Raw genomic sequence first — 25,305 nt, 5'->3', positions numbered from 1 at the left:
TGGCTCTGGCTCTGGCTCTGGCTCTGGCTCTGGCTCTGGCTCTGGCTCTGGCTCTGGCTCTGGCTCTGGCTCTGGCTTATCCTCGTCCGACGTCAAGACGGCATCCTCGACGTCATCCGTGTCGGCGACCTGCCCGGTGTCGCCCGGATCGGTTTGGTCCGCAGGTGCATCGCTGTCGGCGGGGGCATCCTTGGTCGCCTCGACATCCGGCGGGACGTCAACGTCAGGCGTTGGCGTTTCAGTCTCGTCAACCTTCGGAATGTCCTGGGGTTCCTTTTCCGGAGTCTTGCGTTTGGCCAAGGAATGTCCCTTCCGATTCTCAAATGCGATCACTACACCGCGTCAAACATTACCCCGCGCCCCCGCGCCCCTCAACCCGAAGCGATGGTGCGGGACATCGCGTCATACATTGCGGGCGCATCCGGGCGGTCACACACACAATGAACCTCCAGCGGTGCCGCGGCATCGGCCACTGCGGGGCTGAGCGCGATCACCTGTGTGGATGTGGGGCTGCGCGCCATCTTGGCAAATTGCATCGCGGTGCGGGGCGAAAAAAGGGGAACTATGGTGGGGCTGTTCCGCGAAAGAAGCTGTTGCGCCTGCGCGGTAAGCGTTTTCAACACCTGATCATATACAACAAGGGTGCGCACGGCGTGCCCGGACGCGCCCAAACGGGCAGCAACGTCACTCCGGGTATGCCGACCACGGATATGCACCAGCGTATGGCCGGCCCCTGCGTCCCGAACATGGGACACCAGGCTTTCGGCATCCGCCCCTGCCATCCGCGCGGCCCAGCCACGGCTTTGGGCCAGGGCAGTCGTGGCCTCACCAACGCAGTATGCAGTGCGCCCGATGCTCTCGGGGCCGTGGATCACACCATTGCTTGACGTGAAAATCGCAATCGCATCGTCATCCGGGTCATGCCAACCGGTCACCGGCACAATGTCCAGCAATGGGCTGAACACCGGCTCGACCTGTGCGCGCAACGATGGGGGCATCCCGGCAACAAACCGGTCTGCGGCGGCACGCGGGCGGGTCATCACCAAGGTGACGGATGGGTGAGGTGCATTGTTTGCCACGGATTATGCTGTTACCCGGCATGGGCGTTTGGTGCAACGGATGGACCATGACCAACCCTGTAACAGTGCTGGGACTGGAAAGCAGCTGCGACGACACGGCAGCGGCTGTGGTGCGCGGTGTGCCCGGCGACATGCAGGTGGTGTCCTCTGTCGTGTTTGGTCAATCCGATCTGCACGCCGACTTTGGCGGCGTCGTCCCCGAGATTGCGGCACGCGCCCATGCCGAGCGGCTGGATGTCAGTGTTGCGGGTGCCCTTGAACAGGCGGGTCTTTGTCTTTCGGATATCGATGCGATTGCCGCGACTTGCGGACCCGGCCTGATCGGGGGGGTCGTGGCGGGTGTGATGACGGCCAAGGGGCTGTCGGCGGCGACGGGCAAACCGCTATATGGCATCAACCACCTGGCCGGACATGCGCTGACGCCACGGCTGTCCGATGGCATTCCGTACCCCTACCTGATGCTGCTTGTGTCGGGCGGGCATTGTCAGTTCCTGCTGACCCACGGGCCCGACCGGTTCACGCGGTTGGGCGGCACCATCGACGATGCCCCTGGCGAAGCGTTTGACAAGGTCGCGCGGCTGACCGGCCTGGGCCAACCCGGCGGCCCCGCGATCGAGGTGGCGGCGCGGCAGGGGGACCCGGCCCGTTTTGCCTTTCCGCGCCCGTTGGCGGGCAAGCCGGGCTGCGATCTGAGTTTTTCCGGCCTCAAGACCGCTGTGTTGCGGGCGCGGGACGACATCGTGGCGGACAAGGGCGGATTGACCGCGCAGGATCAGGCCGACCTTGCCGCTGCGTTTCAGGCGGCGGTCACCGACAGTCTGGCGGGCAAGGCGCGGCGCGCGCTTGACCTGTATCTGGACCTGGGGCCGGACGTGTCGACCATGTGCGTTGCCGGCGGGGTTGCGGCCAACATGACCATTCGCGCCGCGTTAGAGACGGTTTGCGCCGATTTCGGCACCGCCTTCAACGCCCCACCCTTGTCCCTGTGCACCGATAACGCGGCGATGATTGCGGCGGCCGCAATCGAACAGATGCCGCACCGGGCCCCTGACGGCATGGATCTGTCCGCCCGCCCCCGGATGCCGCTGGACACGCGCAGCGCGGCGATGCTCGGCTCTGGCAAGAAAGGCGCCAAGGCGTGAGCGTCGGGATCATCGGCGCCGGGGCGTTCGGGACGGCACTGACGGTTGCCTTGGCGCCCTATCAGGCGGTGACGTTGTGGGTGCGTGATGCCGGACAGGCACGGGATATGGCCAATACCCGGCAGAACCAGGCACGTCTGCCCAATGTCGATTTGCCGGACCAGATCGAGGTAACTGCCCAGTTAGAGACTGTTCTGACCTGTCGCACACTCTTGTTTGCCATCCCGACACAAGCGCTGCGCCGGTTTCTGATTGGGTTGGACCTGTCCGCGCATACGGCGGTCGCTTGTTGCAAAGGGATCGAGGTCACGACAGGCGTGGGTCCCACGGCCATCCTGGCGGGCGCACGGCATTCGGCGGCGCTGACCGGTCCCAGCTTTGCCGCCGACATTGCGCGTGGATTGCCCACCGCGCTGACCCTTGCCTGTGCGGACGATGATGTCGCCACGACGCTGCAAAGCCTGCTGTCCACACCCAAGCTGCGTCTCTATCGCACGACGGATGTCCAGGGCGCCGAGCTTGGCGGTGCGCTCAAGAATGTCATTGCCATCGGGTGCGGTGCCGTCATGGGCGCGGGTCTGGGCGACAGTGCGCGCGCCGCCCTTTTGACGCGCGGCTTTGCCGAGATGCAGCGCGCGGCGGTGGCGCTGGGCGCGCAGCCTGAGACATTGATGGGGCTGAGCGGACTGGGCGACCTGACGCTCACCTGCACCTCGGACAAGTCGCGCAACTATCGTCTGGGCCTTGCCCTTGGGTCGGGAAGGGAATTTGATGCCGCCATCACCGTCGAAGGGGCACATACGGCCCGGGCCCTGCGCAGCGTGGCGGCGACGCACGGCCTTGACCTGCCCATTTGTGCAACGGTCGCGGATCTGGTGGATGGACATATGGATGTACCCGGTGCGATGGCCCAACTGATGGCCCGCCCGCTGAAGGAGGAATGACATGCTTTTTGCCCTGATGGCTTTTGACAAGGACGGCGCGCTGGACGTGCGGATGGAGAACCGACCAGCGCATCTGGCGTATCTGGACAGCACCGGCGTGGTGAAACAGGCGGGGCCGTTTCTGGACGAAGCGGGCAACCCCTGTGGGTCGTTGATCGTGCTTGAGGTCGACGACATGGCCGCTGCGCAGGACTGGGCAGACAACGATCCCTACGCCAAGGCGGGCTTGTTCCGGGACGTGCAGATCAAGCCATGGAAACAGGTGATCGGGGCATGAAGTATTGGTTGTTCAAATCCGAACCTTCGACCTGGAGCTGGGACCAGCAGGTCGCCAAGGGGGATGCTGGCGAAGAATGGGACGGCGTGCGCAACTACCAGGCGCGCAACTTCATGCGCGAGATGACGGTGGGCGACCGGGGGTTCTTTTACCATTCGCAGACGGAAAAGGCGGTTGTCGGTATTGTCGAGGTCAAGGCCGAAGCGCACCCCGACAGCACCAGCGATGACGACCGGTGGGACTGTGTGGACATCAGGGCGATTGGCCCGGTGAAGACGCCTGTCACGCTTGAAATGGTCAAGGCAGACCCGCGCCTTGAAGACATGGCGCTGATCCGCAATTCGCGTCTGTCGGTTCAGCCCGTGACACCGGCCGAATGGGTGATCGTCTGCGAAATGGCGGGTGTGAAACCCTAAACGCTTGGGAAAATTCCGAACCTCTGGCAGGCTAGCCGCGCAAAAAGCCGAGAGTGGAGGGACAGATGGGATTTTTGGCGGTTTTGGCGGCAGGTGTCGCCGGGTTCATGTTTGGGGCGATCTGGTACACGGTACTGGCCAGGCCCTGGATGGCCGTGTCGGGTGTGCCGTTGAATGAGGCGGGCGATGCCCCGGCGAACCAGGCAAACCCCGTGCCCTACATCACCAGCATCGTGGGCGCGATCCTTGTGGCAGGGATGATGCGCCACGTCTTTGTCCTGAGCGGGATCGACAGCTTTGGCGAAGGGCTGGTGTCCGGTTTTGGCATCGGGCTGTTTCTGGTCACGCCGTGGATCGCGACCTTCTATGCGTTCGGCGCGCGGCCGTTTCGCCTGACATTGATCGATGGCGGCTATGCCACGTTCGGCTGTACCGTCATCGGCGCGGTATTGACGCTGTTGTAAACGAAAAAAAGGGTTCCGGCGCAGATGCGGCCAGAACCCTCTTTCACCCCGGTGAGCACTCCCATGGGCCACCGTTTGCAAGGCTGAATATCGGGTCTGACCTTCTGGTCCGACAGTTGGATACCTACCGGTTCACGCGCAGAAACTCAATTTCATAGTGCGCCCGATTGGACCCAAAATAGAAACACCCGCTTAATGCGGGTGTTTCATCGGTTAACGCTGCACTCTGAAAAATCAGCTGTAGACGCTCTCTTTGCCGAAATGCTTGGTCAGCATGTAGTAGACAACGGCGCGGTACTTGTTGCGCTCGGACTTGCCATAGGTCTCGATGACCTTCGCAATCGCTTCGTCCAGGTTCGGACCGTCGGGCAGGCCCAGTTTTTTCATCAGGAAGTTCTTCTTGACCGTTTCCAATTCGCCCGGCTGGCTGGATGCCACGGTCGATGCGTCTGCATCATAGATCGACGGGCCGCAGCCAATCGTGACCTTCGTCAGCAGATCCATGTCAGCGGTCATGCCGCACTTGTTCTTCAGATCATCGGCGTATTGCGCGATCAGATCGTCCCTCTTGCCCATTATGTGTCTCCCAACCGTTGGACTTGGCCACCATTCATGACCTTGCGCGAAAGGTTAGAGCAGCAAACGTGCCGAAACAAAGGAAAAAGTGGCGGGGTTTTTCCCCGTCAAAAGACCGCCGATGCGCGATCAGTACCTGTTGATCTTGATTTCAGGTTTCCCGGAGGGCACAGCCTCGACCCCAGCTTCTGCCACGGTGTCCGAAGGCGCCGCTTCCGGGTCGCCGATATGGAAGGTGAACCCGCGCACATAAAACGACTTTGGGTCCGTCATTTCGGTCGTGCGATCGACCCACTCGGGTGAAAACGCGACCGCCCAGGCAGACGGGTACGCGTGAACAAGGTTGTGCATGCAGGTCAGGGCCACCCAGATGCCGACGGTCTTGGCCGCCAGATGTTCCTTGGCTTTCAGGTTCAGTGCGGACCGTAGGACAAAGGCAATCGCCAGTGCCAAACCACCATCCATCAGCATGGTCATGTCCGCATCGGCATTCGGGTCAGGGGCGCCGTTGACGTGGAACAGCGCATATCGGGACAGCACAACCGTGAGAATGCCAACAACCAAAGCACCCACAATGGACCCCGGGTAGACCATATTGCGCACCCAGTCCGGTGTATGTCCGCGCGCCACCTGGGCCGCCGCGCGCTGCCGTGCGTCACGTTCTGCATGGGTTTCGTTCAGCCGTGCCAGCCGCTCTGCAAATATATCTTGCCCCTGTGCCATGGGATCTCTCTCAACTTGAACCAGCGCCGCCACTTTGCCGCGAATTCGCGGCAAAATTACGGCGCGTAGGCGAAAGAATTGAGAGTGTCAGCGGACGGTCAGGATTTCACTGAGCGGCTTTTTGATCTTTGCGACGGCAGGCACGGTTGCATCCTCGGCTGCGTGCCCGACCGCGATGATCATCGTTGCCTTCTCACTCTCGGGTCGGCCCAGCAGGTCCCCCAGAAACTTCATCGGGTTGGGCGTATGGGTGAGCGTGACAAGGCCAGCGGTATGCAGCGCCGTCAGCAACATGCCTGTCGCAATACCGACGCTTTCCGGCACGTAATAGTTCTTGTACCGCGTGCCGTCATCAAACAGCCCATAGCGCTGGGCAAAGACCACGATCAGCCATGGCGCATCCTCAAGATGCGGCTTGTCGGCATTGGTGCCAATGGGCTCCAGCGCCTTGATCCATTCGTCGCTTGCGCCGCCGTCATAGAACTTGCGCTCTTCTTCCTCGGCCGCCTCACGGATGTGCCGTTTGACGGCGGGATCGCTGATGGCCACGAAATGCCAGGGCTGGTGGTTCGCACCCGACGGGGCCGTGCCCGCCGCCGCCACGCATGCCGCGATCACATCCTGGGCGACGGGGCGGGTGGAATAGTCGCGCACGGTGTGGCGCTGGGCCATGAAATCGCGGAAATCTTCCACGCGCTTCAGCATCTCGGCATCGTCAAGGTCCTGCCGATCCGGCAGGGGCAATTGGCGGTATTCCAGCTTGTCTTTCGAGAACATCAGAAGTCCAGATTTTCAACGCTCAACGCGTTCTGCTGAATGAACTCGCGGCGCGGTTCCACGACGTCGCCCATCAGCTTGGTGAACAGGTCGTCGGCCTCGGCCATATCCTCGACCCGCACCTGCAACAGCGTGCGCGCGTCGGGGTCCAGCGTGGTTTCCCACAGCTGATCGGGATTCATTTCGCCCAGACCCTTGTAGCGTTGGAGGCTGAGCCCCCGCTCGCCTTCCTCAAGGATCGCATCCAGCAGGTCCATGGGTCCCATGATCGCCTGCACCCGGTCCTTGCGGATCAACGTGGCGGGCGTGCCGTACACATCTTGCAGCCCTTGGGTAAACGATCCGGTCTTGCGCGCCTCGCCCGAGCGCAGCATCGGGCCGTCCAGCGTGCGCACCTCTTCGACGCCGCGCAGGATACGGGCCAGCCGCACACCCTTGTCCTGCGTGATCCGGCCCTGCCACCCACGTTCCCATTCCAGTGCGATCAGGTTCAGGCGCTCGGCCACCTTGTCGGCCACGCCTTGAAGGTCGGAATCAACCGCGCCGGGCACAAAGGCGCCCGCAATGGCCGCCTGTTCCAGAATGTGGCGTGGGTAATGCGTTGGAAACGCTTGCAGAACGCGTTTCAATTGCCGTGCATCCTCGACGACACGCACCAGGTCCTGGCCGACGATTTCCTCGCCATTGCCCTGGCGCAACATGGCCCCGTCGGTGCCCTGCTCGATCAGGTAATCCTCAAGCGCCATCTGGTCCTTCAAATAAACCTCGGACTTGCCGCGCGCCACTTTGTACAGCGGCGGCTGCGCGATATAGAGGTACCCGCCCTCGATCAATTCCGGCATCTGCCGGTAAAAGAAGGTCAGCAGCAGTGTACGGATATGCGCGCCATCCACGTCGGCGTCCGTCATGATGACGATCTTGTGGTAGCGCAGTTTCGAGATGTCGAATTCGTCCCGACCAATACCGGTGCCCAGCGCCATGACCAGGTTCCCGATCTCCTGGCTGCCCAGCATCCGGTCAAATCGCGCCCGTTCCACGTTCAGGATCTTGCCGCGCAGGGGCAGGACGGCTTGGGTCAGCCGGTCGCGCCCCGTCTGGGCGGAGCCGCCAGCCGAGTCACCCTCGACCAGGAAAACCTCTGTCTTTGACGGGTCCTTCTCTGAACAGTCTTTCAGCTTGCCGGCAAGATAGTTCACATCCATCGCCGTCTTGCGCCGTGTGAGTTCCCGCGCCTTGCGCGCCGCCTCCCGGGCCAACGCCGCTTCGATGATCTTGCCGACGATGATCTTGGCCTCGTTCGGGTTTTCCTCGAACCACTCGGCCAGCTTCTCGTTCACCAACCCCTCGACTGCCGGGCGCACTTCGGACGACACCAGCTTGTCCTTGGTCTGGCTGCTGAATTTCGGGTCCGGCACCTTGACGGACAGGACGCAGGTCAGCCCCTCGCGCGCGTCATCGCCGGTAAAGTTCACCTTCTCCTTCTTCGCGATGCCGCTGGACTGCGCATAGTTGTTGATGGTCCGGGTCAGCGCGCCGCGAAAGCCCGCCATATGCGTGCCGCCATCGCGCTGTGGGATATTGTTGGTAAAGGGCAGGACATTCTCGTGGTAGCTGTCGTTCCACCACATCGCGACCTCGACGCCGATCTCGTCCCGTTCACCCTGGATGAAAATTGGTTCGGGCATCACGGACGATTTCGACCGGTCCAGGTACTTCACGAATTCCCGCACACCGCCCTCGTAGAACAGTTCGGACCGCAGATGTTCCACGGGCCGCTCGTCCACCAGAATGATGCGCACGCCGGAATTCAGGAACGCCAGTTCGCGCAGCCGCTTTTCAAGCGTGTCGAAGGAATAATCGAGGTTCGAAAATGTCTCGGTCGAGGCCAGGAACCGCACTTCGGTCCCCGTGCGGTCTCCGGCATCCCCGACGACCTTCAGATGCTCAACCGTGTCACCATGGGCAAAGCGCGCCACATGTTCCTTGCCATCGCGCCAGATGCGCAGGTCCAATTCCACGGACAACGCGTTGACCACGGACACACCCACGCCGTGCAGACCGCCCGACACCTTGTACGAGTTCGAATCGAACTTACCCCCGGCGTGCAGTTGGGTCATGATGACCTCGGCCGCGGATACGCCCTCTTCCTCGTGAATCCCCACCGGAATCCCGCGCCCATTGTCGCTGACCGACACCGAAGAATCCGCGTGGATTGTGACCGTGACAGCATCCGCATGACCGGCCAGCGCCTCGTCAATTCCGTTGTCCACGACCTCGTACACCATGTGGTGCAGGCCGCTGCCGTCGTCGGTGTCGCCGATATACATGCCCGGACGCTTGCGTACCGCCTCCAAGCCCTTGAGAACCTTGATAGAATCCGCGCCGTAGTCTTCGGGGGTTTGCTCGTTTTCTGACATTCTTGTGCCCCTTGAATGGTTGCACAAAATATACTCATTTTCGATGGGGATGTCACGCAAGTGACACAAGATTTTGGGGGTCAGGTCAGCGGGATGATCAGGCCCACGCAGATCAGCAAACCGCCCGCAATCAGGTTCATGCGACGCAAGCCCCGGGCCGAGGTCAAAAGCCGCCGCGCCCGGTCGATGAACAGCGCCATGACCAGGTTCCCGGCCAGCGGTATGATCATCGACAGCAGGACAATCACGGCCACGTCCCATGCCGTCAGACGTGTCAGATCAAAGAATCCCGGCAGCATCCCCATGTAGAACAAAATGGCCTTCGGGTTGCCCAGGATCACGGCCAGCCCCGCCAGAAACCCGGCCCACATCCCGGGCCGTGTCAGGCGGCTGTCCGTCCCGATGGTCTTGTCGGCATTTCGGATCACCAGCGCACCCATCAGCAGGAAGATGCCCGCGGCGACCCATTTCAGGACTGCTAGAAATCCACCATAGACCGACAGGATCCACGTGATGCCAAAGATCGCCAGCAGCGACCACAGCACATCGCCCACCACCACACCCAGCGCCAGCGGCCACGCCGCATGAAGCCCGCCCGACAGGCTGCGCGCGATCAGGCCCACCCAGACTGGCCCCGGCGTCAGGAACAGCACCGCCAGCGCGCCCGCATAAAGCGCGATGTCAAGATACTGAAGCGTCATCCCAGCGAAAATTCCTGATGCAGCGTATTCGCCTCGCGCCACAGATCGCGTGGATCGGTTCTGCCGGTCGCAGCAAGCCAGCTTTCGGCTGATGCGACTTCTTCGGCGACCAGTGCGTCCAAAACCGGTTGGGTCACTGTGGTTTCTGCACGTTCCTGAACCGCCATTTTTTGGGCCGTAAGCGTCGTCAACGCCTCCGAAGTGGGTGCATCCAGCTCGCAGCCCGCGCGCAGTTTCGGCATGTCCATGGGCGGCATGGCGACGTTATTCAGGCGCATCCACCGTAGAGCCAGAGCAGGGCGCAAAACGTAGAAATACCTCTTGATGCGGACGCCACCATCGGGTCCCTGCAAGCGCGACTGCTGACGCTTGAGAAGCGAAAGATAGTGCCAGGTGACAGCTTTGCGGTCGAGCGCCCGCCGGGCAAAATCGTGCAACCGTTCGACAGCGTGGTCTTCGGTCAAGTATTGGATGGGTGACTGCAACCACTCTGCAATGACCGCATTGGACCCCACAGCCAGGGAGAGCGCCTTGGACAGTTCTCAACCGGACAGATCCAGCTCTTCATCAATGGGCCGCTCGATGACATCGCGCCGCTTGTCCAGACGAAAGTGCCAATCCACTGGCCGGGCATAGATAAACCGGACATCGTAATCGCTGTCGGGCGAATGGAACCCCCATGCGCGTGATCCACTTTCAACGGCAAGCAGAATGCGGACGTTTTCCTCGTGTGCGATATCGCGCAACCTGTCGCGGATCAGGGCGTACATCTCCGGTGATACTGCATCGTTCATGTATTCCTTACCTCTGAGATATCGTTAGCGTCGGCGGTGACCTCGATCCTTTGCGCCCGGCCCTCAAGTTCTGAGAACAATTCAGGTCCGGTCCCCGTCATCCACGCCTGCGCCCCCAACGCGCAAATCTCGTCATACAGGGCCGCTCGTCGGTTCGCATCCAGATGCGCGGCCACCTCATCCAGAAGCAAAAGGGGCGACGTCCCGAAATCCCGTGCCAAGGCCCGCGCATTGGCAAGGATCAGGGACACAAGCAATGCCTTCTGCTCGCCCGTCGAACAGTCCTTCGCAGGCACGCCCTTGGCCGCATAAACACCAAACAAATCAGCACGATGAGGCCCCAACAACGTCCGCCCCGCCGCAAGATCACGTGCGCGCCCGTCCGCCAGAGCGTTCCGCACATCTGCCACCGTGTCAGGCATCCCCAACTCACCGGGTTCAAGGGTCAAATCAGCGGCTGGAAAGGCGGTCTGCGCCCCCGCCTGCGCCTCGGCCAGTTCGGCCAAGGCCCGCACGCGGTTGGCATGAATGGCGGCGCCCGTCTCTGCCATGCGCAACTCCAGCGCGGCATACCAATGCGCATCCCGCACCATATCCTTGAGCAGCCGGTTGCGCTCGCGCATCGCTTTTTCATAGTCCAGCGACACCTGCGCATGATCGGGCATAAACGACAGGGTCATGCGATCCAGAAACCGCCGCCGCCCTTCGGCCCCTTCGATCCAAAGCCGGTCCATGGACGGGATCAACCACAACACGCGGGCCACGCGACCCAACGCGGTCTGCGCCGCCGCCTTGCCGTCAATCCTGACCTGCCGGGCCGCGCCACCTTCGGACCAGGTTTCAATCTCGTGCACCTGCTGCAACGACTGCATCACGCCGGACAATTTCCAGCCCACAGCTTCAGGGCGTCGGGTCATATCCTCGGCCGAGGACCGGCGCAGGCCACGGCCCGGCGAAAACAGCGATACAGCTTCCAGAATATTGGTCTTGCCCGCCCCATTGGGGCCAAAAATGGCAACGGGCCGCGCATCCAGCTCCAACCGCGCCAGCTTGTGTGACCGGAAATGGGACAGGGTCAGCGATGTCAGATGCAACGCCACGACAGCCCCTTCATTGTTCGAAAAATATGCCCGCCGGAGGCAAAAAATCACACGCGCATCGGCATGACGACATAGACCGCCGACTGGTCCGTGCCTTCCCGCATCAGGGTCGGATCACCGGAGGAATTGAACATGAACACGGCGTTCTCGCGATCCACCTGGCTTGCAATCTCCAGCAGGTATTTCGCGTTGAACCCGATCTCCAGCCGCTCATCCCCATAGGCGACGGCCAGTTCTTCTTCGGCGGCCCCGCTGTCAGGCGCGTTCACGGACAGGATCAGGCGGTCCTCGTCCAGTTGCAGCTTCACCGCGCGCGACCGTTCCGACGACACGGTGGCCACCCGGTCCACGGCCTTGGCAAAGTCGCTGGCGTCCACTTCCATCTTCCGCGTGTTGCCCACAGGGATCACGCGGGTGTAGTCGGGGAACGTCCCGTCGATCACCTTCGATGTCAGGGTGATGTCGGGCGTGGCAAAGCGCACCTTGGTCTCGGACACTGACACGGCAATCTTCATGTCATCATCGTCCAGAAGCTTGCGCAACTCACCCACGGTCTTGCGGGGGACGATCACGCCGGGCATGTCTGCGGCCCCCTCGGGCAGATCGCTGTCGATCCGGGCCAGACGGTGCCCGTCGGTTGCCACACAGCGCAGCGCCTTGCCGTCATCGCCGTCGGCGATGTGCATGTAAACACCGTTCAGGTAATACCGCGTCTCCTCGGTCGAGATCGCGAATTTCGACTTGTCGAACAACCGGCGCAGCTTGGGCGCGTCGACCGAGAAGTTCGAGGCGTATTCCGACGACGCCATGACCGGAAAATCTTCCTTGGGCAGCGTCGCCAGCGAAAAGTTGGATCGACCGGCCTCGACCGTCAGGCGGCCTGCGGCACTGTCGGCGGTCAGGGTGACAAGCGCGCCATCAGGCAGCTTGCGGACAATCTCGTGCAGCGTGGTGGCGGCAACGGTTGTCGCCCCTGCGCGTTCGACCTGCGCGGGGGCCTTGTCCACCACCTCGATATCCAGATCCGTGGCGCGAAAGGTGACGTCGGACCCTTCGGCCTCGATCAGCACGTTGGCGAGGATCGGAATGGTGTTGCGACGCTCGACGACGGACTGGGCCTGGCTCACCGCTTTCAGCAGCACACCGCGTTCGACACTGATTTTCATGGTCCGTCTCCCCACCTCTGTCCCGGGACGGGCAGACTAGCCCAACCGCAGCACTTCACAAGCATTTTATTGCTTGTCGGGCGGGCGGGCAGCGACGTCAAGGCGGGGCAGTGGCGAAAACGAAAAAGGGCGCCCCAAAGGACGCCCCCCTGTGTCGCGAAAGCGGCAGATTCAGGCTTCGAGTGACCGGCGCAGCAGCTCCAGGTCTTCGGCAATCTGGCCGTCCGATTGCTTCAGCTCTTCGATCCGCTTCACACCGTGCATGACCGTCGTGTGGTCCCGACCCCCGAACCGACGACCTATTTCGGGAAGCGATCGCGATGTCATGTGCTTGGCCAGATACATCGCCACCTGTCGGGGGCGGGCATAGGCGCGCAGACGCTTGGGGCCGATCATGTCCGACAGGCGGATGTTGTAGTGCTCGGACACCTTGCGCTGGATCTCCTCGACGGTGATCTTCCGTTCAGAGGCGCGCAGCACGTCGGCCAGACAATCCTGCGTCAAGTCCATGTCGATCTTGCGGCCCACGAGGCTGGCGAACGCGAACAGACGGGTCAGGGCACCCTCAAGGACCCGCACATTGGTCGAGATGCGATGGGCCAGGAATTCCAGCACACCCGCCTCGACCCGCAGGTCAGGATAGGTGTCCATCTGCTGTTCAACCTTGGACTGCAGGATGCCCAGGCGCAGTTCGTAATCGGTGGGATGCAGGTCCACGACCAATCCGCATTGCAGACGGGATTTCACGCGATCTTCAAGGTCCTTGATCTCGCCCGGCGCGCGGTCTGCGCTGATGATGATCTGCTTGTTCTGGTCCACAAGCGCATTGAACGTGTGAAAGAACTCTTCCTGCGTGCTGTCCTTGCCGGCGATGAACTGAACGTCATCGACCATCAGCACATCGACAGAGCGGAACAGCTCCTTGAAATCCATCATCTTGCGATCACGCAGCGCTTGCACGAACCGGTACATGAACTGCTCGGCCGACAGGTACAGGACATTCAGATCCGGACGACGGGTCTGCAATTCCCATGCGATGGCGTGCATCAGGTGGGTTTTGCCCAGGCCGACACCACCATACAGAAACAGCGGATTGAACGTGACCGGACCGCCTTCGGCCACCCGCTTGGCAGCGGCATGGGCCAGTTCGTTGGGCTTGCCCACAACGAAACTGTCAAAGGTAAAGCGTTTGTCGAGCGGCGCCGCAGACAGCGCGGACCGGGCCGACTTGCCGGCATGGGGCATCACCGGTGCCGCCGCAGGCGCATCTACGGCAGAGGGGCGGCTGCCCGAATTTGCAGCCAAGGCAAAGCTGAGGCGGCGAATGCTGTCATCTTCCGACTTCAGCTCGTGCAGGATCAGGTCAGAGAAGTTCTGACTGACGTAATTGCCCATGAAATTCGTGGGCACGTCAAAAGTCGCGATACCGTCCTGCAGGTCCCGAAACTGCAAGGGCTCAATCCATGTTGTGTAATTGTTCTGGCCTACCGTCTTGAGCAGCCGTTGTCTCAGCTGTCCCCATTTTTCTTGTGTCATGCGCGTTCAACCATCCCTTCTGCCATTTACTACGCCAGCGATCTTCGGCCCGCCGGCTCAGCCCGTCCCTAGTCTCAAGGCGATCGAAACCAGACCACTGCCAAAGGCCGTAGCGTCGATCCATTCGGATTTTCACAGATGAGGCGTCATGCTCTGCCCGAAACATCGGGTTCCCCGCACGCGCCGTCCGCACACCAAATTTTATGACAGGTCGGGCATGGCACAGTACCATGCACAAAATCGGTTCAGACTACGTCTGCCGTCCCCTATCCAGACACGCGTGTGCGTACTGATGCACTCCGGTGTCTGGCCTGTCCCCCCAAGGCGATTCCAAATCGCATGTCAGAGGTAGCAAGTTCGTGAGCGGGCCGTCCACAGAACTTAAATCTTGACTCTAAGATTTTGAAAAAAGAATCTGCGCGGCCTTTGTTTTCTCAGAAAAAACAAAAAAAGCGCCGCAAAATTGCGACGCTTTGTGTCTTCGTGCATGCCGGGAATTACCCCAGTGCTTTGACCCGTGCGGAGAGACGCGACATTTTCCGCGAGGCTGTGTTCTTGTGATACACACCCTTGGTCACGCCGCGCATCAGCTCGGGCTGTGCGGCTTTCAGTGCGTCCGATGCTGCATCCTTGTCACCCGAGGCGATCGCCTCTTCGACTTTGCGCAGATGCGTCCGGATGCGCGACCGGCGCGCCTTGTTCACGGCGAAGCGTTTTTCGTTTTGACGGGCCCGCTTCTTGGCCTGAGGCGAATTTGCCATGTTTATCTCGTCCCAAATGGTTGGTGCGGTAGTTCAGAAGCCGCGCATATGGGCGGTTTCCGGATCAGAGTCAACTGCCCCCAAACAAACGCGTCAATCTGTGGTATGATCCGGGCACTCAGCAGCCACCGGAGGATGACATGACGCAACCCATGGCCACTGTTCAGCACGCCCGCGCGCTTTACCGCGCCCAAGGCGACAAGGCCGAAGCCTACGCCGCGCAACAGGCCCGCGCCGCCAAGCAGGCCGGCAACGCGACCGAAGCCGAAGACTGGCGGAAAATCCGCGCCACGATCCGTCAGATCAGGGGCGCGCACCAGAAATAGACACTACTTGTCTCGGAACTGCGCCTCGCGCTTTTCAAGGAAGGCAGCCATGCCTTCCTTCTGGTCCTCGGTCGCAAACAGCGAATGGAACACGCGGCGTTCGAACAGCAGCCCTTCGCGCAGCGGTGTTTCAAAGGACCGGTTCACGGCCTCCTTCACGGCCATGACGGAAATCATGGATTTCTCGGCGATCTTTTCGGCGGCGCTCATCGCCTCTTCCATCAGCTTCTTGGCAGGCACCACGCGGCTGACCAGCCCGGACCGCTCGGCCTCTTCCGCGTCCATGAAACGGCCCGTCAGGTTCATGTCCATCGCCTTGGCCTTGCCCACGGCGCGGGTCAGGCGCTGCGTGCCGCCAATGCCGGCCATCACTCCCAGGTTGATCTCGGGCTGACCAAACTTGGCCGTGTCCGACGCAATGATGAAATCGCACATCATCGCCAATTCGCACCCCCCGCCCAGCGCATAGCCGGATACGGCGGCAATCACGGGTTTGCGCACCCGCACGATGGCGTCGGTTTCCGGCCCGAACAGATCCTCGGTGAACACTTCGGTAAAGGACTTGTCCTTCATCATCGCGATGTCGGCCCCGGCGGCGAACGCCTTTTCCGACCCGGTGATGACGATACAGCGCACCTTGTCATTTTGCTGACACCCGGCCATCGCGTCGGCCAGTTCGGACATCAGTTGATCATTCAGGGCATTCAGCGCATCGGGACGGTTCAGCGTCACCTTCGCGATGTGGTCTTCTACGTCGACGATGATCGTCTCATAGGCCATGGGTCTGCCTTTGGTTTGTTATGTTTCAAGTGGTAACGCTTATCACGGGGGGACCCCGTTTCAAGTCAAGATTGGCACGACCTACAGTAGAAGGACGACCGCCCCGCCTGCACCACGCGCATGATGGATTGGGAACACCCGGGGCTCCGACAAGGTTCCCCTTCCCGCCCGTAAACATCGAACCGATGCTGAAAATACCCAAGCTCGCCATCCGCTTGACGGAAATCCCGCAAGCTTGATCCGCCCGCCTCGATCGCTTCGGCCAGCACATCCCTGATGATCGGCACCAGCGCCGCAACGCGCGCTTTGGAAATGCGCCCTGCCTTGCGCATGGGCGAGATGCCCGCGCGGTACAATGCCTCGCAGACATAGATATTGCCCAGTCCCGCGACGATTCTCTGATCCAGCAGCGCGGATTTGACGGGCGTGTTTTTGCCCTCGAATGCCGATATCAGATGATCCTCGTTGAACGCGTTGCCCAGCGGCTCGGGCCCAAGAACGGCCAGCAGCTTGTGTTGCTCTGCCGTTGCCGTCTCCATCAGATCCATCGCCCCGAACCGCCGCGGATCGTTGAACGTGATGCGCGCGCCATTGTCCATGTGCAGCACCACATGGTCGTGCTTCTCGGGTGCCGGATGCGCGTGCACGAACTGCCCAAGCGGATCCCCGGACACCAGCATCCGCCCCGACATCCCCAGATGGATCAGCAGCGTCTCACCCGACGCCAGATCAGCCAAAATGTACTTTGACCGCCGCCGCAGCCCCAACACCTGCTGCCCGCTCAACCGCTCGGCCATCCCAGCCGGAAACGGCCACCGCAGATCGGGCCGGTTCACATCCGCCTGCGCGATCACGGCCCCTTCCATCGCGGGCACAAGGCCGCGTCGGACGGTCTCAACTTCCGGCAGTTCGGGCATCGACGGCAAACTCCTGCGGCGAAAGGGTCACGTTGTGTATGTCCGCCAGCGGCCTATAACAAGGCCTGACCAAACAACAAAGACGCCCCAGCCATGACCGAAGACAAGACAACGCATTTCGGGTTTGAAACCGTACCCGAGGATGAAAAGGCCGGTCGTGTGCGGGGCGTGTTCGGCTCGGTCGCGTCGAAATACGACATCATGAATGACGTGATGAGCGTCGGCATCCACCGCATCTGGAAAGAGGCGATGATGGATTGGCTGGCCCCCCGCGCCGGGCAAAAGCTGCTGGATGTGGCGGGGGGCACCGGCGACATCTCGTTCAAGTTTCTGAAACGTGCGGGCCACGGCCACGCCACCGTGCTGGATCTCACCGAACCCATGCTGGTAGAAGGCCGCAAACGGGCCGAGGCGGACCGCATGGCCGACAGCCTTGATTGGGTCGTCGGCGACGCGATGGCCCTGCCCTTCGACGACAACACCTTCGACGTCTATACGATCAGCTTCGGCATAAGGAACGTGACAAGGCCCCAGGACGCTTTGAACGAAGCCTACCGCGTGCTGAAACCCGGCGGCCGCCTGATGGTGCTTGAGTTCAGCCAGTTGCCCAATGACGGGCTGCAAAAGCTCTATGACCTCTACAGCTTCAACGTGATCCCCAACATGGGCAAGCTGATCGCCAACGACCGCGACAGCTATCAATACCTGGTCGAGAGCATCCGCAAGTTCCCCGATCAGGAGACGTTCCTGTCCATGGTCCGCACCGCAGGGTTCGAGAATGCCAAGTACCGGAATCTCTCCATGGGCATCGCCTGCCTGCATTCCGGGTGGAAAATCTGATGATTTTTCAATATATTGTGTTTAACAAGGCGTTAAGCGCAAGTGTCCCCGCGGGGACACTTCTGGGCGGCGGTTTTGTCCCCGCGGGGACACCCCGGTGAGAGGCCCCCACAACATCATCCGCCTGATCCGCACGGGCGCGACGTTGGAACGTGCGGGCGCGATGAATGTCGTCCTCGACGCGTTCGAAGCCCCACCCGCCCTGCGCTTCGTTGCCAAGGCGCTGGCCAAACCGTTCCGCTGGCTGGGCTACAAGGGCGATCCGACGATGCCGCCCGCCATCCGCGCGATCACGGCACTCGGCCCTGCCTACATCAAGTTTGGCCAAATCCTGTCGACACGGCCGGACGTGGTGGGCGACGAACTGGCGGTCCAGTTGCGTGTGTTGCAAGACCAGTTGCCCGCCTTCCCCGCCACCGACGCCAAGGCCGAGGTTGAGCGTGAACTGGGCGTGCCCACCGATGCCCTGTTCTCGGAGTTCAGCGAACCGGTTGCCGCCGCCTCCATCGCGCAGGTGCACAAGGCCAAGCTGGCGAACGAAGACACGTTCGTGGCGGTCAAGGTGCTGCGTCCGGGCATCGAAAAAGCGTTCCAGAAGGACATCGACGCCTTCTATTTCGCCGCCCGCATTGTCGAGGTGTTTGCCCCCGGCGCCCGGCGCCTGCGACCCATGGACGTCATCGCCCATTTCGATGGCGTCGTGCAGGGCGAACTGGACCTGCGCCTCGAATCCTCTGCCGCGGGCGAGTTCGCCGCCAACACGGAAAAGGACGCGGGTTTCAAACTTCCCAGGATACGGTGGGAATATTCCGGCCGTCGGGTGATGACGCTGGAATGGGCCGATGGGGTTCCCATGGGTGACAACGCTGCCATCGACGCCGCCGGTCACAACCGCGTGGACCTTAGCGAACGGGTGCTGAAACTGTTCCTGCTGCACGCGCTGCGCGACGGGTATTTCCATGCCGACATGCATCAGGGCAACCTCAAGGTCGCCCCGAACGGGGACATCATCGCCTATGATTTCGGGATCATGGGGCATATCGATGAATACACCCGCCGCGTCTATGCCGAGATCCTGTTCGGCTTTATCCGCAAGGATTACAAGCGCGTGGCCGAAGTGCATTTCGAGGCAGGGTATGTCCCGGCCGACAAGGATGTAGACGAGTTTGCCCGCGCCCTGCGCGCCGTCGGCGAGCCGATCTTCGGTATGGACGCATCCAAGATTTCGATGGGGCGGCTCTTGGCCTATCTCTTTGAAGTTACTGAACGTTTCGGGATGGAGACGCGGACCGAACTGATCCTGCTGCAACGCACCATGGTCGTGGTTGAAGGCGTGGCGCGGTCCCTCAATCCGAACATGAACATCTGGCAGGTCGCGTCACCTGTGGTGACGGACTATATCCAGAAATCCATCGGCCCCAAGGCGGTGGTCAGCGACCTTTACAACACGGTCCGTGTCCTGACCCGGTTCGGCCCACGTTTGCCGCGCCTTGTCGAACAGGCGCTGATCGCCCAGTCCAACCCTCTGCCGCCCAAGCGTCGCGGGTTCTGGCGATGGATCGTGCTGGCCCTGGTGCTGGGCACGGTGTTCGGGACCGCGCTTGTCCTGACGCTCGAGGCAATTTTCTGATCGGCGCCCTGCACGCGAATCGTGCTAGGCTGCGCAACATCATTTCAGATGTTGATTACTGCCATGCCCCCATTGCACACCCCGGCCAAGTCGGCGTTTCCGATCCTTCTGTGGATCGGTCTTGCCTTTGTCGGTGGCCTTGCGATCTGGGCGACGGTGTTTTGGCTGACAAACGGGGGTGAGGATGGCCCCCGCCTGCTGGTCGCCGTCGGGACAGCGGGTCTGTCACTGGCCTTTGGCGGTGTGCTGGGGGGCGTCATCAAAAAGCTGTTCGATGCGTGGAACACCCGCAAGACCGCGCTTGACGCACGGACGGAGTACATCGCGCAGCTGATGGAAGATTTCAAAACCGTCTACAACATGGTGGAGCGGGCGCGCTTTCTGATCCTGGCGCATCAATCGGCCAAAACCTATGGCGAACAGATGCGCGACCTGCCTGATGCCATTATTCTTCTGCACAATATCAAGCGGGCCACACGACAGGGTTTTCCGAACCTTTACAAAGATTTGGAAGGCCCGATCTTCTTTTGTACGGTGTTCCTGAAGGCGTTGGTGGAAGAGTACAGGGACGACTACTATCCAATCTCGAAAAAGCAGTCACAGGATGAGGCCGACAACAAGGTGACCCGCGCCTTGATCGCGGAGGGGACCAAGGATCGAGACGCGGAAATCGTCCAGTCGGCCTGGGCCGAAATCCGGGATCTGACATGCTTGAAGGTGTTGTTGCTGGCGACCGGACCGGACAAGGAAAAGGGCGAAGCCGAAGACTTTGCCAGCTACAACAAATTCTTTGTCCAGCACATCGACCTGGCCAGCTACGCCTTGATGCTGCGGATGCCCGGCAATGAAAAAGGCGTGCGCAATCCGAAGAACGACAAAAAGCTGGCAAGGCTTGGTGCCTTGGCGCGCCGCTTGAAGGCGAACCGCGCGGCAGGTGCAGCGGGCGACACGAGACAGGTGTCGCCCCGCGTCTGACCGTCAGCCCATCCGTTCAATCGCCAGCGCGATCCCCTGGCCACCGCCGATGCACATGGTGATCAAGGCCTTTGATCCGCCGATCCGCTCCAGCTCGTACAGCGCCTTGACCGTGATGATGGCGCCGGTTGCGCCCACGGGGTGACCCAGGGCGATGGCACCACCGTTCGGGTTCACACGCGCAGGATCAAAGCCAAGGTCGTTCGAGACGGCGAGCGCCTGTGCAGCGAACGCTTCGTTCGATTCCACAACGTCGAAGTCGCTTGCCGACAGGCCCGTCCGGTCCAGCAGGTTGCGCACTGCCGGGATGGGGCCGATGCCCATGACTTCGGGGCGGACACCCGCATGAGCATAGCCCAGCACGCGGGCCTTCGGTGTCAAACCGGCCTTTTCGGCCGCCTTTGCGGTGGCAAGCACGACAGCACCGGCACCGTCGTTGATGCCGGATGCGTTGCCCGCCGTGACGGACCCGTCCTTCTGGAACACGGGCCGCAGGCCGGCCAGGGCATCCATGCTTGTCGCCTTGGGATGTTCATCGACCTCGAAGGGCACCAGGTCGCGCTTGACCTTCACCTCGACCGGCGTGATCTGCGAAGCGAACCGACCGTCCGCGATGGCGGCGGCGGCGCGTTCCTGGCTTTGCATCGCAAAGGCATCCTGGTCGTGCCGGGTGATACCATGTTCGGCGGCCACGTTCTCTGCCGTTACGCCCATGTGCCCGGTGCCAAAGGGGCAGTTCAGTGCGCCCAGCATCATGTCGAGCGTTTTGACATCGCCCATCTTGGCCCCCCAGCGTTGGCTGGGCATGATGAAAGGGGAACGCGACATGTTTTCGGCCCCGCCCGCAAGGCCAAACTCGGCATCGCCCAGCATCAGAGACTGAATCACGCTGACAATCGCCTGTACGCCCGACCCACACAGGCGGTTCACGTTCATGGCGGGCGTCGTGTCGGGCACGCCTGCCTGCATCGCCGCGACACGGGACAGGTACATGTCCCGCGGTTCGGTGTTGATCACGTGACCAAAGGCGACGTGGCCGATCTGCCCGCCTTCGACCCCCGACCGGTCCAGCGCGGCCTTGGCCGCTGCGGTGCCCAGGTCGATCGGCGTGGTCCCGGCGAGCGATCCCCCAAAGGTGCCGATGGCCGTGCGTGCCCCGTCCAGAATTACGATGTCTTGGGTCATGGCTTTCTCCTTTTGGGGTTTGCACAAGGATATGACGATGGGACACGCGCGTGTCAGCCCCGATGGCTTGACTTTGACGCAGCGGCACGGGCATTTGTCCGGCATGACGGAAAGTAATGACGCTATATTGTCGCTTTTGCCGGCCCGCCTGAAAGACGCGCGGCGGGCGCAGGGCCTGTCGCTGGATGCGGTTGCGAAATTGTCGGGTGTGTCCCGGTCGATGGTCAGCCAGATCGAGCGCGGCGAATCCTCACCCACCATTGCGACGCTGTGGAACCTGACGCGGGCCTTGCAGGTGGATTTTGCCGGGCTTCTGGATGAGGGCGCGGCGGAACGCATCGAGGTGCTGCGGTCGGGCGATGTGCCAAGCATCGAGAACCGGGGCGCGGGCTGCACCATCCGTATTCTGAGTGCCCCCGAGGATGCAGGGCGACATGAGGTGTACGAGCTGCGGTTTGTGGACGGCGGTGTGCTGGACAGCCAACCCCATGCGCGTGGCGCGCGGGAGCATCTGACGGTGATCGACGGCACGCTGAGGGTCACGAGCGGCGGTGCTGTCGAGACGATCGGGCAGGGCGATACCGCCCGCTATGCTGCCGATGTCCCCCACCGTATTGAAGCCGACCGCCCGGCGCGGGCGTTCCTGGTGGTCCAGGACGCGTAATTTCCGTTTTCACGGAATTTTGTCCGTGATGATGATTTCCGCTCTACCGGAATCGTTTCCGAAATGTTAGATATGTGGTCAAAGGAGCGCATCCATGACCCACGCCTTTCTGACCCATGTGACCGACACCCTTGCCCAGATCGAGGCGGACGGGATGTTGAAACGCGAGCGCGAGATCACGTCACCGCAAGCGGGCCGCATTGATGTGGGCGGCCGCGCGGTTCTGAACCTGTGCGCCAACAACTACCTTGGGCTGGCCGATCACCCCGACCTGATTGCCGCCGCCAGGGGCGCGATGGACACGCATGGGTTTGGCATGGCGTCGGTCCGGTTCATCTGCGGCACGCAGGACTTGCATCGGGACCTTGAGCATCGCCTGGCCCGCTTTCTGGGCAAGGACGATGCCATCCTGTTCGCCGCGTGTTTTGACGCCAATGGCGGATTGTTCGAGCCGCTGTTGGGGCCGGAGGACGCCATTGTGTCCGATGCCCTGAACCATGCCTCGATCATCGATGGCATCCGGCTGTGCAAGGCCAAGCGCTATCGCTATGCCAACAGCGACATGGACAGTCTGGAAAAGCAGCTGCGCGCGGCCAAGGCGGATGGCGCGCGGCACATCATGATTGCGACCGACGGCGTGTTTTCCATGGACGGCTATCTGGCGAAGCTGCCGGAGATCACGACGCTGGCCCGGAACTTCGGCGCGTTGGTGATGGTGGATGATTGTCATGCAACGGGGTTCATGGGGCCCAAGGGCGCAGGCACGCCCGCCCATGCGGGTGTTGATGTCGACATTCTGACGGGTACGTTGGGCAAGGCGCTGGGCGGGTCCATCGGCGGTTACATCGCCGGACCGCAGCCGGTGATCGACCTGCTGCGCCAGCGGGCGCGGCCGTACCTGTTTTCGAATTCTTTGCCCCCCGCCATTGTCGCCGCGGGCATCGAGGCGATCCGGCTGGTTGAGGACGGTGATGCGCTGCGGGCGCAGCTTTTTGACAATGCGGCGTATTGGCGGGCCGGATTGGAGCGGTTGGGCTTTGAACTGTTGCCGGGCGAGCATCCGATCATTCCGGTGATGCTGGGCGAAGCGCAGTTGGCGCAGGATATGGCGGCACGGTTGTTCGAGGACGGTGTCTATGTCTCCGGCTTTTTCTTTCCGGTGGTGCCGCGTGGGCAGGCACGGATCAGGACGCAGATGAATGCGGCCCTGACCCGCGATGATCTGGACCGCGGGTTGGCGGCGTTCGAGGTGGCGGGCAAGGCTGTGGGGGTGATCTGATGCGCAACACGATGATGGCGCTGGAAAAAACGCATGCCCGCGAAGGGCTGTGGCAGGTGTCCGCCCCCGTGCCCGAGATCGGGCCGGATGACGTGCTGATCCGGGTGAAGAAAACCGGGATTTGCGGGACCGACATTCACATCTGGAACTGGGACGACTGGGCGCAGACCACGGTGCCTACTCCGTTGATCACGGGCCATGAGTTTGCGGGCGAGATCGTGGATATGGGCCGGAACGTCCAGGGGCTGGACCTGGGCCAACGCTGTTCCGGGGAAGGGCATCTGATCGGCACAACCTCGCGCCAGAGCAGGGCCGGCAAATTTCATTTGGACCCGGCCACGCGGGGGATCGGGGTGAACGAACAGGGGGCCTTTGCAGAATATATGCGCCTGCCCGCTTTCAACGTCGTGCCGCTGCCGGATGAGATTGACGACGATATCGGCGCCATCCTCGACCCGTTGGGGAATGCGGTGCATACCGCGCTGAGCTTTGATCTGATTGGCGAGGATGTGCTGGTCACCGGGGCCGGTCCCATCGGTATCATGGCGGCGGCGGTGGCGCGCCATGTGGGCGCGCGCAACGTGGTAATAACGGATGTGAACCCCGACCGGCTGGACCTTGCCGCCCGCGTGGCGGATGTGGTGCCCGTCAATGTGGCGCAGCAGGACCTGCGGGATGTAATGCCCGGCCTGAAGATGACCCAGGGGTTTGACGTGGGCCTTGAGATGTCGGGCAATCAGATGGCGCTGGACCAGATGGTCGAGGCGATGACCATGGGGGGCCGCATCGCGATGCTGGGGATACCGCCGGGCAAGAGCCCCGTGGACTGGTCCCGGATCGTGTTCAAGGCCATCACCATTAAGGGCGTCTATGGGCGCGAGATTTTCGAGACCTGGTACAAGATGATCGCGATGCTGCAAAATGGTCTGGACGTGGCGGGCGTCATCACGCACCGGTTCAAGGCGTCGGAGTTCGAGGCCGGATTTGCGGCGATGAAGTCGGGATCGTCGGGCAAGGTCGTGCTGGATTGGACCTGACAGCGTGCCGGGCCGAAGCCCAGCCTACGGTGTCGGAGGAGCGGTGCGCCGTGAAGGCGCACCCTACGGGTTGAGCGGCTGGCGTCCCCGGTCCGTCAACGTCCAGACCTGCACCGCTTCGAACACGGCCGCGGTGAGCGGTTGGCCATAGCCCGCGGCGGTATCGAGGTTGACGCGGTTGCCGTAATGGGTGGCTGCCTTGATGGGGGTATGGCCGTGCACGATCAGCTTTGGGTGCGGGTCCGTGTGGTCGTGAAACTCCTGCCTGATCCACAGCAGGTCCTCTTCGGACTGATCCATGATCGCGACGCCCGGGCGGATACCTGCATGCACGAACATCAGGTCGCCCACGACATGCATGAGCCGCAGGTCGCGCAGGAAGGTCACATGCGCCCGAGGCACCGCGTCGCGGGCATCAGCGTGCACGTCCTTTTCCCGCCGCGCACCGCTGGCGTCCACGCCATAGGATGCCAGTGTCGTGTCACCGCCCAGCCGTTCGTGCAGCCAGTAAAGTTCCACCATCAGGTAGGGATCATGCCGCAGCGGATCATCCATGAACCATTCGAACATGCGGTCATGGTTGCCTTTGAGGAAGGTCCAGTTCCGGCCTGCATCGCGCCCGTCGATCAGCGCATCCAGCACCGCGCGACTGTCTGGGCCGCGGTCGGTGTAATCGCCCAGAAACACGACCTGTGCATCGCGGCCGCCGTCGCCTTCGATGAGAGAGAGGATGCGATCGAGTTCAGCCATTTGGCCATGGATGTCGCCGATGGCGTAGATGGGATGGGTCATGGAGCAG

Annotated in this window: 26 protein-coding genes and 2 pseudogenes; 12 read left to right on the top strand and 16 right to left on the bottom strand. The window is 61.9% G+C overall.

From position 1 onward, the window contains the following. Nucleotides 1-300: pseudogene (locus Q0844_RS18440) on the bottom strand (hypothetical protein); the annotation flags it as partial. A gap of 71 nt (nucleotides 301-371) precedes the next feature. After that, a complete protein-coding gene (locus tag Q0844_RS18435; protein ID WP_299047943.1) occupies nucleotides 372-1,040 on the bottom strand; it encodes a uroporphyrinogen-III synthase in 669 nt (222 codons plus the stop codon). 86 nt (nucleotides 1,041-1,126) lie between these two features. On the opposite strand from Q0844_RS18435, the gene tsaD reads away from it, so the two are divergent. The 5 genes from tsaD (at nucleotide 1,127) to Q0844_RS18410 (ending at nucleotide 4,322) form a co-directional block, all read left to right on the top strand. Further along, a complete protein-coding gene (gene tsaD, locus Q0844_RS18430) occupies nucleotides 1,127-2,221 on the top strand; it encodes a tRNA (adenosine(37)-N6)-threonylcarbamoyltransferase complex transferase subunit TsaD (RefSeq protein ID WP_299047942.1) in 1,095 nt (364 codons plus the stop codon). Further along, nucleotides 2,218-3,165: an NAD(P)H-dependent glycerol-3-phosphate dehydrogenase gene (locus Q0844_RS18425; protein WP_299047941.1), complete on the top strand. Its 948-nt coding sequence runs from the start codon at nucleotides 2,218-2,220 to the stop codon at nucleotides 3,163-3,165. Before tsaD ends, Q0844_RS18425 begins: the two co-directional genes overlap by 4 nt. Before the next feature lies 1 nt (nucleotide 3,166). Beyond that, entirely contained in the window at nucleotides 3,167-3,442 is a 276-nt protein-coding gene (locus Q0844_RS18420) for a YciI family protein (RefSeq protein WP_299047939.1), read from the top strand. Continuing rightward, on the top strand, nucleotides 3,439-3,858 hold the full coding sequence (locus tag Q0844_RS18415; RefSeq protein ID WP_299047937.1) for an EVE domain-containing protein: 420 nt from the start codon (nucleotides 3,439-3,441) through the stop codon (nucleotides 3,856-3,858). The genes Q0844_RS18420 and Q0844_RS18415 overlap by 4 nt, the downstream gene beginning before the upstream one ends. A gap of 65 nt (nucleotides 3,859-3,923) precedes the next feature. Then, complete coding sequence (locus Q0844_RS18410) at nucleotides 3,924-4,322, top strand: DUF1761 domain-containing protein (RefSeq protein WP_299047935.1); 399 nt, start codon at nucleotides 3,924-3,926, stop codon at nucleotides 4,320-4,322. A gap of 234 nt (nucleotides 4,323-4,556) precedes the next feature. Here the strand turns inward: Q0844_RS18410 and Q0844_RS18405 are convergent, their stop codons facing one another. From Q0844_RS18405 to rpsT, 10 genes and pseudogenes are all read right to left on the bottom strand, one after another. Beyond that, nucleotides 4,557-4,898: a DUF2853 family protein gene (locus tag Q0844_RS18405; RefSeq protein ID WP_299047933.1), complete on the bottom strand. Its 342-nt coding sequence runs from the start codon at nucleotides 4,896-4,898 to the stop codon at nucleotides 4,557-4,559. Between the two features lie 129 nt (nucleotides 4,899-5,027). Then, nucleotides 5,028-5,621 (bottom strand): hypothetical protein, encoded by a 594-nt coding sequence (locus Q0844_RS18400; protein ID WP_299047931.1) that lies wholly within the window; start codon nucleotides 5,619-5,621, stop codon nucleotides 5,028-5,030. Between the two features lie 87 nt (nucleotides 5,622-5,708). Continuing rightward, entirely contained in the window at nucleotides 5,709-6,398 is a 690-nt protein-coding gene (locus tag Q0844_RS18395) for a nitroreductase family protein (protein WP_299047929.1), read from the bottom strand. Continuing rightward, the gene (gyrB, locus tag Q0844_RS18390) at nucleotides 6,398-8,815 is read right to left on the bottom strand and encodes a DNA topoisomerase (ATP-hydrolyzing) subunit B (RefSeq protein WP_299047927.1); all 2,418 of its coding nucleotides are present in this window, start codon (nucleotides 8,813-8,815) and stop codon (nucleotides 6,398-6,400) included. The genes Q0844_RS18395 and gyrB overlap by 1 nt, the downstream gene beginning before the upstream one ends. 80 nt (nucleotides 8,816-8,895) lie before the next feature. Beyond that, nucleotides 8,896-9,516, bottom strand: coding sequence for a LysE family translocator (locus tag Q0844_RS18385; RefSeq protein ID WP_299047925.1), 621 nt, complete (start codon nucleotides 9,514-9,516; stop codon nucleotides 8,896-8,898). Next, nucleotides 9,513-10,286: pseudogene (locus Q0844_RS18380) on the bottom strand (nucleotidyltransferase domain-containing protein). The gene Q0844_RS18385 and the pseudogene Q0844_RS18380 overlap by 4 nt, the downstream one beginning before the upstream one ends. Before the next feature lie 20 nt (nucleotides 10,287-10,306). Further along, nucleotides 10,307-11,410 carry a DNA replication/repair protein RecF gene (gene recF, locus Q0844_RS18375; protein ID WP_299047922.1) on the bottom strand — a complete coding sequence of 368 codons (1,104 nt, stop codon included), beginning with the start codon at nucleotides 11,408-11,410 and terminating at the stop codon, nucleotides 10,307-10,309. Nucleotides 11,411-11,457: 47 nt separating this feature from the next. Then, the gene (gene dnaN, locus Q0844_RS18370; RefSeq protein WP_299047919.1) at nucleotides 11,458-12,576 is read right to left on the bottom strand and encodes a DNA polymerase III subunit beta; all 1,119 of its coding nucleotides are present in this window, start codon (nucleotides 12,574-12,576) and stop codon (nucleotides 11,458-11,460) included. Between the two features lie 171 nt (nucleotides 12,577-12,747). Beyond that, nucleotides 12,748-14,112 (bottom strand): chromosomal replication initiator protein DnaA, encoded by a 1,365-nt coding sequence (gene dnaA / locus Q0844_RS18365; RefSeq protein ID WP_299047917.1) that lies wholly within the window; start codon nucleotides 14,110-14,112, stop codon nucleotides 12,748-12,750. Nucleotides 14,113-14,609: 497 nt separating this feature from the next. Continuing rightward, a complete protein-coding gene (rpsT, locus tag Q0844_RS18360; RefSeq protein ID WP_299047916.1) occupies nucleotides 14,610-14,873 on the bottom strand; it encodes a 30S ribosomal protein S20 in 264 nt (87 codons plus the stop codon). 140 nt (nucleotides 14,874-15,013) lie between these two features. On the opposite strand from rpsT, the gene Q0844_RS18355 reads away from it, so the two are divergent. Beyond that, nucleotides 15,014-15,199: a hypothetical protein gene (locus tag Q0844_RS18355; RefSeq protein ID WP_299047915.1), complete on the top strand. Its 186-nt coding sequence runs from the start codon at nucleotides 15,014-15,016 to the stop codon at nucleotides 15,197-15,199. A 3-nt stretch (nucleotides 15,200-15,202) separates the two neighbouring features. Here Q0844_RS18355 and Q0844_RS18350 read toward each other — a convergent pair whose 3' ends face one another. Both Q0844_RS18350 and mutM read right to left on the bottom strand, forming a co-directional pair. Then, nucleotides 15,203-15,979, bottom strand: a complete 777-nt coding sequence (locus Q0844_RS18350; RefSeq protein ID WP_299047913.1) for an enoyl-CoA hydratase — start codon at nucleotides 15,977-15,979, stop codon at nucleotides 15,203-15,205. A gap of 65 nt (nucleotides 15,980-16,044) precedes the next feature. Continuing rightward, a complete protein-coding gene (gene mutM, locus Q0844_RS18345; protein WP_299047911.1) occupies nucleotides 16,045-16,896 on the bottom strand; it encodes a bifunctional DNA-formamidopyrimidine glycosylase/DNA-(apurinic or apyrimidinic site) lyase in 852 nt (283 codons plus the stop codon). A gap of 93 nt (nucleotides 16,897-16,989) precedes the next feature. Here mutM and ubiE point away from each other — a divergent pair, with 93 nt between their 5' ends. From ubiE to Q0844_RS18330, 3 genes are all read left to right on the top strand, one after another. Then, on the top strand, nucleotides 16,990-17,736 hold the full coding sequence (gene ubiE, locus Q0844_RS18340) for a bifunctional demethylmenaquinone methyltransferase/2-methoxy-6-polyprenyl-1,4-benzoquinol methylase UbiE (protein ID WP_299047908.1): 747 nt from the start codon (nucleotides 16,990-16,992) through the stop codon (nucleotides 17,734-17,736). 97 nt (nucleotides 17,737-17,833) lie between these two features. Then, nucleotides 17,834-19,366 carry a 2-polyprenylphenol 6-hydroxylase gene (gene ubiB / locus Q0844_RS18335; RefSeq protein WP_299047906.1) on the top strand — a complete coding sequence of 511 codons (1,533 nt, stop codon included), beginning with the start codon at nucleotides 17,834-17,836 and terminating at the stop codon, nucleotides 19,364-19,366. 63 nt (nucleotides 19,367-19,429) lie between these two features. After that, nucleotides 19,430-20,341: a hypothetical protein gene (locus Q0844_RS18330; protein WP_299047904.1), complete on the top strand. Its 912-nt coding sequence runs from the start codon at nucleotides 19,430-19,432 to the stop codon at nucleotides 20,339-20,341. Between the two features lie 3 nt (nucleotides 20,342-20,344). Here Q0844_RS18330 and Q0844_RS18325 read toward each other — a convergent pair whose 3' ends face one another. Continuing rightward, complete coding sequence (locus Q0844_RS18325) at nucleotides 20,345-21,526, bottom strand: acetyl-CoA C-acyltransferase family protein (protein ID WP_299047901.1); 1,182 nt, start codon at nucleotides 21,524-21,526, stop codon at nucleotides 20,345-20,347. A gap of 103 nt (nucleotides 21,527-21,629) precedes the next feature. Between Q0844_RS18325 and Q0844_RS18320 the strand changes: the two genes are divergently transcribed. The 3 genes from Q0844_RS18320 to tdh all read left to right on the top strand — a co-directional run bounded on the left by Q0844_RS18320 (nucleotide 21,630) and on the right by tdh (nucleotide 24,506). Continuing rightward, on the top strand, nucleotides 21,630-22,190 hold the full coding sequence (locus Q0844_RS18320) for an XRE family transcriptional regulator (protein ID WP_299047977.1): 561 nt from the start codon (nucleotides 21,630-21,632) through the stop codon (nucleotides 22,188-22,190). A 94-nt stretch (nucleotides 22,191-22,284) separates the two neighbouring features. After that, on the top strand, nucleotides 22,285-23,469 hold the full coding sequence (locus Q0844_RS18315; RefSeq protein ID WP_299047898.1) for a glycine C-acetyltransferase: 1,185 nt from the start codon (nucleotides 22,285-22,287) through the stop codon (nucleotides 23,467-23,469). Further along, nucleotides 23,469-24,506 carry an L-threonine 3-dehydrogenase gene (gene tdh, locus Q0844_RS18310; RefSeq protein ID WP_299047896.1) on the top strand — a complete coding sequence of 346 codons (1,038 nt, stop codon included), beginning with the start codon at nucleotides 23,469-23,471 and terminating at the stop codon, nucleotides 24,504-24,506. Before Q0844_RS18315 ends, tdh begins: the two co-directional genes overlap by 1 nt. A gap of 63 nt (nucleotides 24,507-24,569) precedes the next feature. Here the strand turns inward: tdh and Q0844_RS18305 are convergent, their stop codons facing one another. Next, nucleotides 24,570-25,298, bottom strand: coding sequence for a metallophosphoesterase family protein (locus Q0844_RS18305; protein WP_299047894.1), 729 nt, complete (start codon nucleotides 25,296-25,298; stop codon nucleotides 24,570-24,572). Nucleotides 25,299-25,305 lie beyond the last annotated feature (7 nt).

The sequence above is a fragment of the uncultured Tateyamaria sp. genome (genome assembly GCF_947503465.1).
In the GTDB taxonomy this organism is placed as follows: Bacteria; Pseudomonadota; Alphaproteobacteria; order Rhodobacterales; family Rhodobacteraceae; genus Tateyamaria.
The sequence above is the reverse complement of the archived record's forward strand: the minus strand, read 5'-3'. Positions and strand labels throughout refer to the sequence as shown.

Excerpts from the sequence above, each read along its gene's own strand:
- Q0844_RS18435 (WP_299047943.1), bottom strand. The coding sequence starts at position 1,040 with ATGACCCGCCCGCGTGCCGCCGCAGACCGGTTTGTTGCCGGGATGCCC.
- tsaD (WP_299047942.1), top strand. The coding sequence starts at position 1,127 with ATGACCAACCCTGTAACAGTGCTGGGACTGGAAAGCAGCTGCGACGAC.
- Q0844_RS18420 (WP_299047939.1), top strand. The coding sequence starts at position 3,167 with ATGCTTTTTGCCCTGATGGCTTTTGACAAGGACGGCGCGCTGGACGTG.
- Q0844_RS18415 (WP_299047937.1), top strand. The coding sequence starts at position 3,439 with ATGAAGTATTGGTTGTTCAAATCCGAACCTTCGACCTGGAGCTGGGAC.
- Q0844_RS18410 (WP_299047935.1), top strand. The coding sequence starts at position 3,924 with ATGGGATTTTTGGCGGTTTTGGCGGCAGGTGTCGCCGGGTTCATGTTT.
- Q0844_RS18405 (WP_299047933.1), bottom strand. The coding sequence starts at position 4,898 with ATGGGCAAGAGGGACGATCTGATCGCGCAATACGCCGATGATCTGAAG.
- Q0844_RS18400 (WP_299047931.1), bottom strand. The coding sequence starts at position 5,621 with ATGGCACAGGGGCAAGATATATTTGCAGAGCGGCTGGCACGGCTGAAC.
- Q0844_RS18395 (WP_299047929.1), bottom strand. The coding sequence starts at position 6,398 with ATGTTCTCGAAAGACAAGCTGGAATACCGCCAATTGCCCCTGCCGGAT.
- gyrB (WP_299047927.1), bottom strand. The coding sequence starts at position 8,815 with ATGTCAGAAAACGAGCAAACCCCCGAAGACTACGGCGCGGATTCTATC.
- Q0844_RS18385 (WP_299047925.1), bottom strand. The coding sequence starts at position 9,516 with ATGACGCTTCAGTATCTTGACATCGCGCTTTATGCGGGCGCGCTGGCG.
- dnaN (WP_299047919.1), bottom strand. The coding sequence starts at position 12,576 with ATGAAAATCAGTGTCGAACGCGGTGTGCTGCTGAAAGCGGTGAGCCAG.
- dnaA (WP_299047917.1), bottom strand. The coding sequence starts at position 14,112 with ATGACACAAGAAAAATGGGGACAGCTGAGACAACGGCTGCTCAAGACG.
- rpsT (WP_299047916.1), bottom strand. The coding sequence starts at position 14,873 with ATGGCAAATTCGCCTCAGGCCAAGAAGCGGGCCCGTCAAAACGAAAAA.
- Q0844_RS18355 (WP_299047915.1), top strand. The coding sequence starts at position 15,014 with ATGACGCAACCCATGGCCACTGTTCAGCACGCCCGCGCGCTTTACCGC.
- Q0844_RS18350 (WP_299047913.1), bottom strand. The coding sequence starts at position 15,979 with ATGGCCTATGAGACGATCATCGTCGACGTAGAAGACCACATCGCGAAG.
- mutM (WP_299047911.1), bottom strand. The coding sequence starts at position 16,896 with ATGCCCGAACTGCCGGAAGTTGAGACCGTCCGACGCGGCCTTGTGCCC.
- ubiE (WP_299047908.1), top strand. The coding sequence starts at position 16,990 with ATGACCGAAGACAAGACAACGCATTTCGGGTTTGAAACCGTACCCGAG.
- Q0844_RS18330 (WP_299047904.1), top strand. The coding sequence starts at position 19,430 with ATGCCCCCATTGCACACCCCGGCCAAGTCGGCGTTTCCGATCCTTCTG.
- Q0844_RS18325 (WP_299047901.1), bottom strand. The coding sequence starts at position 21,526 with ATGACCCAAGACATCGTAATTCTGGACGGGGCACGCACGGCCATCGGC.
- Q0844_RS18320 (WP_299047977.1), top strand. The coding sequence starts at position 21,630 with ATGACGGAAAGTAATGACGCTATATTGTCGCTTTTGCCGGCCCGCCTG.
- Q0844_RS18315 (WP_299047898.1), top strand. The coding sequence starts at position 22,285 with ATGACCCACGCCTTTCTGACCCATGTGACCGACACCCTTGCCCAGATC.
- tdh (WP_299047896.1), top strand. The coding sequence starts at position 23,469 with ATGCGCAACACGATGATGGCGCTGGAAAAAACGCATGCCCGCGAAGGG.
- Q0844_RS18305 (WP_299047894.1), bottom strand. The coding sequence starts at position 25,298 with ATGACCCATCCCATCTACGCCATCGGCGACATCCATGGCCAAATGGCT.